The 11276-nt window shown below is 52.1% G+C and carries 10 protein-coding genes; 6 read left to right on the top strand and 4 right to left on the bottom strand.

Going from position 1 to position 11276, the window contains the following annotated elements; all coding sequences use genetic code 11:
* Window positions 1-444 (top strand): ATP-binding protein (locus tag BSZ31_RS05185; RefSeq protein ID WP_168426854.1); only part of this gene is annotated, 444 nt, incomplete at its 5' end.
* A gap of 38 nt (window positions 445-482) precedes the next feature.
* Here the strand turns inward: BSZ31_RS05185 and BSZ31_RS05180 are convergent.
* The 4 genes from BSZ31_RS05180 to BSZ31_RS05165 form a co-directional block, all read right to left on the bottom strand.
* The gene (locus BSZ31_RS05180) at window positions 483-875 is read right to left on the bottom strand and encodes a copper-binding protein (RefSeq protein WP_369907260.1); all 393 of its coding nucleotides are present in this window, start codon (window positions 873-875) and stop codon (window positions 483-485) included.
* Between the two features lie 159 nt (window positions 876-1034).
* On the bottom strand, window positions 1035-1766 hold the full coding sequence (locus tag BSZ31_RS05175; protein WP_105027840.1) for a copper resistance protein B: 732 nt from the start codon (window positions 1764-1766) through the stop codon (window positions 1035-1037).
* Window positions 1766-3598: a copper resistance system multicopper oxidase gene (locus tag BSZ31_RS05170; protein WP_105027839.1), complete on the bottom strand. Its 1833-nt coding sequence runs from the start codon at window positions 3596-3598 to the stop codon at window positions 1766-1768. Before BSZ31_RS05170 ends, BSZ31_RS05175 begins: the two co-directional genes overlap by 1 nt.
* 72 nt (window positions 3599-3670) lie before the next feature.
* Entirely contained in the window at window positions 3671-4228 is a 558-nt protein-coding gene (locus tag BSZ31_RS05165) for a cytochrome b (protein WP_255411416.1), read from the bottom strand.
* Window positions 4229-4415: 187 nt separating this feature from the next.
* Here BSZ31_RS05165 and BSZ31_RS05160 point away from each other — a divergent pair, with 187 nt between their 5' ends.
* From BSZ31_RS05160 to BSZ31_RS05140, 5 genes are all read left to right on the top strand, one after another.
* Complete coding sequence (locus BSZ31_RS05160; protein WP_206018550.1) at window positions 4416-4775, top strand: hypothetical protein; 360 nt, start codon at window positions 4416-4418, stop codon at window positions 4773-4775.
* Between the two features lie 91 nt (window positions 4776-4866).
* On the top strand, window positions 4867-6156 hold the full coding sequence (locus BSZ31_RS05155) for a TolC family protein (RefSeq protein ID WP_105027837.1): 1290 nt from the start codon (window positions 4867-4869) through the stop codon (window positions 6154-6156).
* A 12-nt stretch (window positions 6157-6168) separates the two neighbouring features.
* Complete coding sequence (locus BSZ31_RS05150) at window positions 6169-7662, top strand: efflux RND transporter periplasmic adaptor subunit (RefSeq protein ID WP_105027836.1); 1494 nt, start codon at window positions 6169-6171, stop codon at window positions 7660-7662.
* A gap of 65 nt (window positions 7663-7727) precedes the next feature.
* Entirely contained in the window at window positions 7728-10901 is a 3174-nt protein-coding gene (locus BSZ31_RS05145; protein ID WP_105029759.1) for an efflux RND transporter permease subunit, read from the top strand.
* 9 nt (window positions 10902-10910) lie between these two features.
* Window positions 10911-11267, top strand: coding sequence for a DUF3147 family protein (locus BSZ31_RS05140; protein ID WP_105027835.1), 357 nt, complete (start codon window positions 10911-10913; stop codon window positions 11265-11267).
* Window positions 11268-11276 lie beyond the last annotated feature (9 nt).

Genomic DNA, 11276 nt, shown 5'->3' with positions numbered 1-11276 from the left:
ATATCAGTCGCGGAATACCTTGAACAGTTGGCCGAAGACAGAGATCTTCGCATCACAGTTAAAAGCGATGCCACGGTGGAGGCTGAAACCGAATTGATTAAACGAGCAGTGAGCAATTTGCTGTCCAATTCAATTCGGTATGCGCAGGCCAACACAGAAATTATCGTACACATTACCCGAGAAGCAGAGAGGGTGTGGATCAAGGTTTCGAATGAAGGCCCGACAATTGACCCAGTCAAACTGAACCGTTTGTTTGAACCCTTTTTTCGTGCTGAAGAGGGGCGAAGTGACACTGGGAGCAATCACGGACTTGGCCTGGCCATTGTGGCTGCAATTGCGAAACTGCATGGTGGTGATGTGTTTGCAAGCAGCGAAAATCAAGTTACGGTGATCGGCTTTTCGATTCGCCGCGCTCTCCGATGTAGCATTCTCCCATCCACTTGACTAATTGCCGAGCGGATGGAAATTGTCTTTTCAAAAAACTATTTTTGAATTTTCGTGACCACGATTTTACCGTTTACTTTTTCGGCCTGAAATTTGACCTGATCACCCACCTTGACCGTGGAAAGCATTGCTGGGTCCGCAACCTTGAATACCATGGTCATCCCAGGCATTCCGAGATTATCAAGCGGTCCATGCTTCAGCGTGACCGTACCTTGAGCAGTATCAATCTTCTTGACTTCGCCATCGGTCATGGCCATGTCTGCGCCCTTGGTGTCATTCATGTTTTTCATTCCATCCATTCCCTGCATGCTTTGATTACCCATGCCTTTCATATCAGCCATGCCGGGGTCAGCTGCAAAGGCAGAAAAGGTCGATGCGGCGGTCAAGATCAAAGCCATTCCCAATTTATTCATTTGTTTCGTATATTTCATTGCTAAACCTCTCATGTGGTGTGTATGGGTGTTGTTTCATTGAAACTTACAGTGCAAGTTCACGAACCCAGAATACTGCCTGAAGCCCTTCAATTGCCTGACTTTTTCATTACATGTTTGACCGATTCACTCACCTGAATCGGTCCAGAAGTTTTGGGTTCAAAAAATCAACCGCAAACCAACCCGGTATTCTGTAATCGGAGAAAGATTCGAGCCACTTTGGGTTTCTGGATAAAGTGTTCGACTCACTTCAATGTAGGGAGCAAATTTTCGGCTGAACTCGTAGCGTGCCTGCACACCAAAATCCGCCTGATACAAGCCACTTGCCACTTCCTCACTAAGATTTGAGGCAGACCATTCGCCATTGATGAATGGCCGCAGAATAAACCGGTTTGTCATCAGAAAATCATTCTCAAAACGGGTACGCGCAAGCACTTTACCGTCGCTTCTGACAAACATCTGCAAATCCACATCAAACGCATAGGGCGCAAGGCCTCGCAAGCCAATTACGGCATAGTCTTCGCCCACAGGCTTTGAGTCGTGGCGGATACCGCCCTGCAAATCCCAAAATGGTGCAATGTAGCGACTGTACAGCGCCTGGGTTTCTACTACTTCGGTGTTGCCTTGGCGGCGTTCACCATCAAAACGCCATGCGAATCGATTGTAGTCCCCACCAATCCAGCCTTCTGCACCGAGAAGTTGAATTGAACCCGGTTGATTTCTGACTTTTCCGCTATCCACTTCAATTAACGTGTAAGAGTAAATTGATTCATCTTCCATCGCCATCGCAGGCATTGAGACGGCCCCAACAGCAACCACACCCAACACTCCCAGAGAACGAATCCACTGGAACGACCAGGTTGATTTGTATGAACGAACATTGCGGTTCATTACGCCACCTCCATCAGTTGAAACATGCCCGCGGCAGCGTGATAAAACAAATGGCAATGGAAAGCCCACACACCCTCATCCTCGTAAGTTGCGTCTACTTCGACAGTCTGTGCAGGGGCCACAATCACCGTATGCTTTCTGGGCGCAAATTCACCGTTTCCGTTAACCAGTTCCATAAATACTCCATGCAAATGCATGGGGTGTTCCATCATTGTGGTATTTACAAACTTGATCCTGAAGCGCTCGCCCAATTTCACTTTGAATGGTGTTGAGTCCGAAAACTTTTTATCGTTAATACTCCAGAAGTAGCGGTTCATATCCCCTGTCAGGCGAACCAATATTTCCCGCTGTGGAGGACGGGGGTCTTTGTTAGGCTCCAGCGATCGCAAATGTTGATAAGCAAGTCGACGCAGACCGTCTTTATCTGGGGCAACAACAATGCGCGCGGAGGGCACCTCCGCCACTTTGGCTGGAGCCATGTCCATTCCCGGCATCGTGTCTTGATCTGGAACAGGGGCAGTAGATTCAGACATGTTGTTCATGTCCATGCCCGCCATTGAGTCCACAGCGGGGCCTTCGTTGGGCTGTGGCATCGACATGCCTTTCATGCTGTCGTTGGTTTGTGTCGATGAAGGTTCAGGCATTGTGCCATCTCCCATACTGGCCATTCCGTCCATGGCCCCCATGCCCATGTCAGCCATGGTTCGAACGGGGTAAGGTCCCTGAGATGGAACTTCCGCACTCATGCCTGCCCTCGTCGCAAGCGTGCCTCGAGCGTATCCGATGCGAGCAATGGTCGGTGCGAAAATGGTGTACGGCTTGTCCTCTTTGGGTTCGACAATCACATCATAGGTTTCACCGTTGCCAATGCGGAACTCATCCACCTGAACAGGTTGAACATTCTGACCATCGGCCTGCACGATCATCATGGGCAGCCCGGGAATCTGGAAATCGTATAGGTTCATGGGTGACGCATTGATCACGCGAAGCCGCACACGCTCACCGGGTTTGAACAATGCCGTCCAGTTTTGATCTGGGCGCAGACCGCCCATGAGAAATGACCATTCCTCACCGCCATCACTGTAATCGGTGGGGTCCATTCGCATTTTCCCCCACTCCATCCGATCTGCCCAAATTGCTTTGCGTGTCGCCTCATCAGGCGCGTCTGCAAGCTGCTTCAGGAATTGGGGCGTTGTAATGCGCCGATAGTTGTAATAGCCGTCTACCTTCTTCAGATTCGCAAGCACTTGTGCAGGAGAGTCATCATTCCAGTCGGACAATACAACCACATAATCCCGGTCATACTGAAAGGGCTCGGGCTCACGGGGTTCTACAATCAGTGGCGCAAACATGCCTGCAGCTTCTTGCAGGCCTGCATGGCTGTGGTACCAGTAAGTACCGCTTTGGCGCAGTGTGTAGCGATACGTGAAGGTTTCTCCCGGAAGAATTCCAGGAAAGGTAACGCCCGGCACACCATCCTCGGAATTCGGCACCAGCAGGCCATGCCAATGAATGGCTGTGGCCTCATCGAGCTTGTTGGTTACATTGACAGTAACCTCATCGCCTTCCAGAAACCGTAACAAAGGCCCCGGCATCGTGCCGTTCAAGGTAATCGCACTGGCCTCGCGGCCGGTGATATTGATCTTCGTGTTTGCGATGGTCAAGTCAAACTGCTTGGCAGGGCGCCCCTTGGGAATCTCGACTGCGGTAATTGCCCCAAAAGCAGGATCCCAAGGCAGCAAGGCTGCGGCCCCTAAGGCACTGCTTTGTAGCAGGAACTTTCGCCTGAAAGCATTAAGCTGTTGATGTTGAATTGTTTTTGTTTGCTTCATACCAAAGATCTCCAGTTGGCTTTTCCTTAAAATGCCATGTGATGGGCAAAAAGTCGCTTAACTCATGTCTCGTTAAAACCACATCCGTCCAAATACCTCATCCTTATTCACCACCAAATGCTTGAGTGCGGCCAATACATGGATGGCCACGAACACCACCAAAACCCAAGCCGTCAATTCGTGAACATAAAAAAGTTGATCGGATAGCGCAGGGTTCTGAGCCACCAAGCGCGGGATTTCGATGCCGAAAAAAGCGGTGCCCTCCTCGCTCAAAGAGGCAGCAGCAAATCCCGTGAGCGGCATTAAAATCATGGCAGCGTACAACAGACCATGCGTAAACTGCGATACAACCAATTGCCATGTTGGCTGATGCGTTGCGAATGTTGGCGGCTTGTGGGTTAAACGCCACGCAGTGCGCAAAGCAATAAGCACAAATGCAATCAACCCCAGGGATTTATGCAAATTGAAATACCACTCACTGCCCGGCTGGCCCTCAATATCCATCATGTACCAGCCCAGTCCGACCAAAATCACAATCAGGAACGTCAATGTCCAGTGAAGAAAAACAGCAGGCTTGCTGTAACGATTCAGGGTAGATTGAATTGAATAACTCTCTGTATTTATACCCACGCAATTTCTCCGCAAGATCGACAAGTGTGTTTTTTACTTTGTATAAAGATTGTCGAAAATTGAAAACACAGGCAAGTTTTTTTGAAAGCCAAGAAAATTTCTGCATTCATTCATTTTGAGTCTCGAAGAGGTTACAGATACGCGGCACAAATTGACAGCGACCAAATTGCCGTGGTGTAATCTGAGAATGTATCGCTCATTTATCCTCACGTTGCTCATGTTTATGCTGCCGCTCCAGGCCTCTTGGGGCTTGGTGGCGGATTACTGCGCGCATGGTGAGCTTGTTCAACAAACAGCACATTTTGGCCACCATCAAGATGAACATCATGCCCACAATGGCCAAACGGATGCAGGTGACGATCAAGATAGCCAATATCCGCAAAACCACGACCATTCGCATTCATCCAGCTTTATCGGCTTTTCGGCTGACAACGCGAACGGCGTGATCATTGATTTCAGTTCACCCCAACAGGTGCTGAGCACTTCTAAGTATTCCTTTTTCTGTCAAACCCGCCCTGAACGCCCCAAGTGGCCTGTGTCTGCCTGATTACGGCGACACGACACCTGTCTTTACACCTTATTAAACGACTGCGTTAATTCGTCTCGCCGATTCTTTCCTTTGTACACCGGAGAAATCGATGCGAAAAATATTGCTAACGCTGGCTGCGACCGCGTTGCTGCCCAGTGCCGCCATGGCTCAGGGCAACACCCCCGAATACACCAGCAATGGGCTGAATTCCCCATCCGGGCAAGCCAGCTTGCCGCGAACAACAAACCTTACTTTGAACACCGCACTTGAAAGGGCCTATGCGGCAAACCCTGAACTGGCAGCGGCCCGAAATGCGCTGCTGGCACAAGACGGCACCATACGCCAGGCTGAAACCCGCCCCAACCCCGAGTTGCAGGCCCTGGTTGAAGACACGCGAAGTGCAACCCGCACCAGCACCCTGCAACTGAACCAGCGCATTGAACTGGGCGGAAAGCGTTCTGCACGAATTGATGCAGCCGAGCGCGGCAAGAACGTTGCTGAAGCTGACCTTGCCATGGTGCGGGCCACCCTGCAAACCGAAGTCACCTCTGCTTTTTACGACACGCTGGTTGCACAGGAACGTGTGCGGCTTGCCCAATCTTCCATCGACCTGGCACAAAGCGCCCAGCGTGCTGCACAAAAAAGGGTTGAAGCAGGCAAGGTATCGCCTGTCGAGGCCACCAAAGCGGGCATTGCATTGGCTGGCGCACGCGTGGATTATGCACGCGCTGAAAGTGCGCTGAAATCGTCTAAAAAACGTTTGGCCACCGCCATGGGAGAATCCCGGGTCGGTTTTGAAACCGTTGAAGGCAATCTTGAAAACCTGCCCGAGCTGCCCGCCATCGAGACACTGGAAGACAGGTTGCAGCAATCGCCTGCATACCGGAAAGCCCAAATTGAAGTGGACCGCCGCAAGGCCATTAGCGAGGTTGAACGCAGCAAAGGCGTACCCGATGTGACGGTGAGCCTTGGTGGGCGAAAAAATCAGGAACTTGGCTTGAACCAGGCCATTTTTGGGGTATCCATTCCCATCCCTGTTTTTGACCGCAACCAGGGCAACTTGCTTGAATCACTGCGACGCGCCGACCAGGCCAAAGATGAACTGACAGCAACGCAATACCGCTTGTCTCGCGATTTACAAGCCGCATACGAAAACCTGAGCGCGTCCCGCGAGGAATTCCTGGCCTTGCGTGACAGCATTTTGCCCAGTGCAGAAAGCGCCTACAACGCTGCAAGCAAGGGTTTCGAGATGGGCAAGTTCAGTTTTCTGGAAGTGCTGGACGCACAACGCACCCTGTTTGATGCCATGGCGCAAAGCCAGCAATCGCTCGCCCAATCCCACCGGTATGCCGCCGAACTGCAAGGGATTCTTGGGCAAACACCAGCCAATATTCAGTAGGACCACTTAATCATGAAACGCAATTTCAGCAAGAAACAAATCATTTCCATCGCCCTGCTTGTTGCAGTGGGTGCCCTGCTGCCAGCCCTTGTTTTAACCACAGGCAATTCCCAGCCTGGGCAAACCAATGGCACACAACTTGAACAAGCCAACCCCAATGAACCTGTCAAAGGACCCAAAGGGGGCAAGTATTTCGCGCAAGACGGCTACGGGGTCGAAGTGACCATTTTTGAGGACGGCGTAGAACCCGAGTTCAGAATTTACACCTACAAAGACAACGCCTTGCTGCCTCCAGAAGCCACCAAGGCAAGTATTGAACTTGAGCGCCTAGGCCGACAGCCGCAAACCATTAACTTTGCACCTGCAAACAATTTTTTGCGCGGCGATGCCGTGGTGTTTGAGCCCCATTCATTCCGTGTTGCCGTGAATGCGCAACATGAAGGCAAGCAATACCGCTTCGCTTATGACCAGATCGAGTTCCGAATCGACATGAGCGCCGAACAAATGAAACAAAGCGGCATTGAACTGGCCACAGCCGGCCCAGCCAAAATCAAAAGCAGCATTGAGTTGATCGGCGAAATCCAGTTCAACAGCGACAACACGGTACGCGTGGTGCCACGCTTGAGTGGCATTGTGGAATCTGCCCCCGTGAACGCGGGTGATCAGGTTAAAAAGGGACAAGTGCTGGCCGTAATTTCCAGCCAAACCCTGGCAGACCAGCGAACCGAGTTGCTGGCAGCGCAAAAACGCCTGGCATTGGCCAACACCACATTCGAGCGGGAAAAGAAACTGTGGGAAGACAAAATATCAGCCGAGCAAGATTATCTGCAAGCGCGCAATACCAAGCAAGAGGCTGAAATTGCAGTGCTGAACGCACGGCAAAAGCTCGCCTCGATCAATGGCGGCGCCACCATTGGAAGCCAACTGACCCGCTATGAAATTCGGTCACCGATATCAGGCACCGTGGTGGAAAAAAACATTGCTTTGGGGCAGGCGTTGAAAGAAGACGCCAACATTTTCACGGTGGCCGATTTGTCCACCGTGTGGGCCGAAATGACGATTTACCCCAAAGACCTGAACACAGTGAAGGTAGGCCAGCAAGCCACCGTGAAAGCCACGGCATTTGAATCGGAAAGCGTGGGCAAAGTGGCGTATGTGGGTTCCCTGGTGGGTGAACAAACCCGCACCGCCACTGCACGCATTGTGTTGCCGAACCCCGATTCTGTGTGGCGCCCCGGCCTGCCAGTGAAAGTTGAACTGGTGGCCGAGGAAAGTGAAGTACCGGTTGCCATTTCAACCGAAGCCCTTCAAACCATTCTGGATGGACCGGCCGTGTTTGGCCGCTATGGCCAACAGTTTGAGGCACGCCCGGTTGAACTGGGCCGCAGCGATGGCAAAACCGTTGAAGTGTTGGGCGGCCTGTACGCGGGTGAGCAATACGCGGCAACCAACAGCTTCCTGATCAAGGCGGACATCGGCAAATCAGGGGCAAGCCATGACGATTGATTCAACGCTTGCCCACATCTGCACCACCCTTTGCCAATGCACGCAAACAGAGGAAGTACCGAATCATGTTTGAAAAAATAATCCGTTTCGCCATCGAACAACGATGGTTTGTGATGCTGGGAACCGTGGGCCTGATTGCCCTGGGTATTTACAGTTATCAAAAATTGCCAATCGACGCTGTACCCGACATTACCAACGTTCAGGTTCAAATCAACACCTCCGCACCAGGCTACTCGCCGCTGGAGTCTGAACAGCGCATTACCTTTCCCATTGAAACTGTGATGGCCGGTTTGCCCGGTCTGCAGGAAACCCGTTCGATTTCACGCTACGGCCTGTCGCAGGTCACCGTGATTTTCAAGGAAGGCACCGACATTTATTTCGCACGCCAACTGGTCAATGAACGCGTTCAGCAAACCAAGGGGCAACTGCCCGCCGGAATCGATCCCGCGATGGGGCCAATTTCCACGGGTTTGGGTGAAATTTTCATGTGGACCGTGGAAACCAAAGAAGGTGCAGTAAAGGAAGACGGCACACCGTATACCCCCACTGATCTTCGCGAAATTCAAGACTGGATTATCAAACCCCAACTGCGAAATGTACCCGGCGTGACCGAAATCAACACCATTGGCGGTTACGCGAAAGAATTTCAGATTGCCCCCTTGCCTGACAAACTGGTTGCCCAAGGTATTTCCCTAGACGATCTGCTGCGGGCTGTTGAACAAAATAACAGCAACGTGGGTGCGGGTTATATCGAGAAACGGGGTGAACAGTATTTGATCCGCGCACCGGGACAACTCAACAACATTGCCGACATTGAAAACGTGATTGTGTCAAACCGCGCCGGTGTGCCCATTCGTATTAAAGATGTTGCGCAGGTTTACATTGGCAAAGAACTTCGCACCGGCGCCGCCACAGAAAATGGCAGAGAGGTGGTGCTGGGCACGGTGTTCATGCTGATTGGTGAAAACAGTCGCGTGGTGTCGCAAGCGGTGTCAAAAAAACTGGAAGAAGTAAACCGGAACCTGCCGGAAGGGGTAGTTGCGCAAACCGTTTACGACCGCACGGTGCTGGTGGACAAAGCCATCAACACCGTGAAAAAAAACCTGATTGAAGGCGCCATTCTGGTAATTGCAATCCTGTTTCTTTTTCTGGGCAATATTCGCGCGGCCATCATCACGGCGATGGTAATTCCACTGTCCATGCTGTTCACGTTTTTTGGCATGGTCAATAACGGGGTTAGTGCCAACTTGATGAGCCTGGGCGCACTGGATTTCGGCATCATCATTGACGGTGCCGTGGTCATTGTTGAAAACTGTGTGCGCCGCTTGGCCCATGCACAAACCAAAGCGGGGCGAACACTCACGCGCAAGGAACGCTTTCATGAAGTGTTTCTGGCCTCCAAGGAAGCGCGACGATCCCTGCTGTTCGGCCAACTCATCATCATGGTGGTTTACCTGCCCATTTTTGCGCTCACCGGTGTGGAAGGAAAAATGTTCCACCCCATGGCCTTCACCGTGGTGGCGGCACTGCTGGGTGCCATGATTCTCTCGATCACCTTCATTCCGGCAGCGGTGGCTTTATTGATCACCAACAATGTCAGCGAGAGAGAAAACCGCATCATGACGTGGGCAAAGCGTGGATACGAACCCGCACTGGTCAAGTCCATGGCCAACAAACCGGTGGTGCTTTCAATTGCCGTGGTGTTGGTGGTTTTATCGGGTTTGCTGGCAACCCGCATGGGCAGCGAATTTGTGCCCAGCTTGAATGAAGGCGACATTGCCTTGCAGGCCCTGCGTATTCCGGGCACCAGCTTGAGCCAGGCCATTGGCATGCAAACTGAACTGGAAAAAACAATCAAGCAGTTTCCTGAGGTGGACCGTGTATTTGCCAAAATTGGCACGGCCGAAATTGCAACCGACCCGATGCCACCAAACGTGGCAGACAATTTCGTGATACTGAAACCCACCTCGGAATGGCCAGACCCCAGCCGCAGCAAAACCGACCTGGTGGAGGCCATGCAAACCGCTGTCATGAAAATACCAGGCAACAACTATGAATTCACCCAGCCCATTCAAATGCGGTTCAATGAACTGTTGTCGGGTGTGCGAAGTGATGTGGCTGTGAAGGTATTCGGCGATGACCTGGACACGCTGAATACCGTGGCCGGAGAAATTTCCGAAGTGCTAGAGAAAGTTGATGGCGCAGCAGACGTGAAAGTAGAACAAACCACGGGCCTGCCCATGCTGACCGTTCAAATTGATCGCGAAAAAACTGCACGGTTTGGCATCAACGTGACCGATGTTCAAAACACTGTTGCCATGGCCGTTGGTGGGCAGGAAGCAGGCGTGCTGTTTCAGGGCGATCGCAGATTTGACATCACCGTGCGCTTGCCTGAAGCACTGCGAAACGACTTGCAAGCCATTGCCCGGCTACCCATTCAGTTGCCAGGCAACACGGCTGGCAGCGACATGCCCCTGTTTGTTCAACTGGGCGATGTAGCAAGCCTGGACATTGCGCCCGGGCCGAACCAAATCAGCCGGGAAAATGGCAAGCGCCGCGTGGTGGTAACCGCCAACGTGCGTGGCCGCGACATTGGTTCATTTGTGGCCGATGCTCAAAGCCAGATTCAGCAGAAGGTGAAAGTACCAGCAGGCAACTGGATCAGCTGGGGGGGTACGTTTGAACAGTTGCAATCGGCCTCCAAACGACTGCAAATTGTAGTTCCGCTGTCACTGTTTCTGGTGTTCCTGTTGTTGTTCATCATGTTCAACAACGTTCGGGATGGTTTGATTGTGTTCACGGGTGTACCGTTTGCATTGACTGGCGGTATTTTGGCCTTGTGGTTGCGCGACATTCCATTGTCAATTTCAGCGGGGGTGGGCTTCATTGCACTTTCTGGTGTGGCGGTGCTGAACGGGCTGGTGATGATTTCATTTATCCGCAGCCTGCGCGAGGAAGGCATGCCCTTGGACAAGGCCATTCATGACGGTGCCATGACACGGCTTCGCCCGGTGCTGATGACCGCGCTGGTGGCTTCACTTGGCTTTATTCCGATGGCGATTGCCACGGGTACCGGCGCTGAGGTTCAACGGCCCCTGGCCACAGTAGTAATCGGGGGAATTCTGTCATCAACCGCCCTTACCCTGCTGGTGCTTCCCATTCTTTACCGGTTGACCCACCGCAAGGAAGAGGAAATGAACGTTACTGATCAACAAGCAAAACCTGCTTACAACACATAGGCTAGCAACATGGGCTGGATTATTTTGAAGTACCTGACCACCGCAGGCCTGGTGGTCCTTATTTCCGAAGTGGCCAAGCGCAGTGACAAACTGGGCGCGTTGATCGCAGCGTTGCCCATGGTCACGGTGCTGACGCTGATTTGGCTTGCTGTTGAAAAGGCACCGCAGGAAAAAATTGCCAACCACGCCTACCTGACATTCTGGTATGTGCTGCCCACCCTGCCCATGTTTTTGGCCTTCCCCTGGCTGTTGCCCAAGGTGGGGTTTGTGTTCTCGCTGGCGGGCAGCGCATTGCTTACTCTGGTTTGCTTCGCCATAACAGTGAAAGTGGCAGCGGGTTTTGGTGTTCAACTTTGGTTTAAATAAGGGGTAGAC

The sequence above is a fragment of the Limnobacter sp. SAORIC-690 genome (assembly GCF_002954425.1).
Lineage (GTDB): Bacteria > Pseudomonadota > Gammaproteobacteria > Burkholderiales > Burkholderiaceae_B > Limnobacter > Limnobacter profundi.
This window is presented reverse-complemented; position numbering and strand designations above follow the sequence as displayed.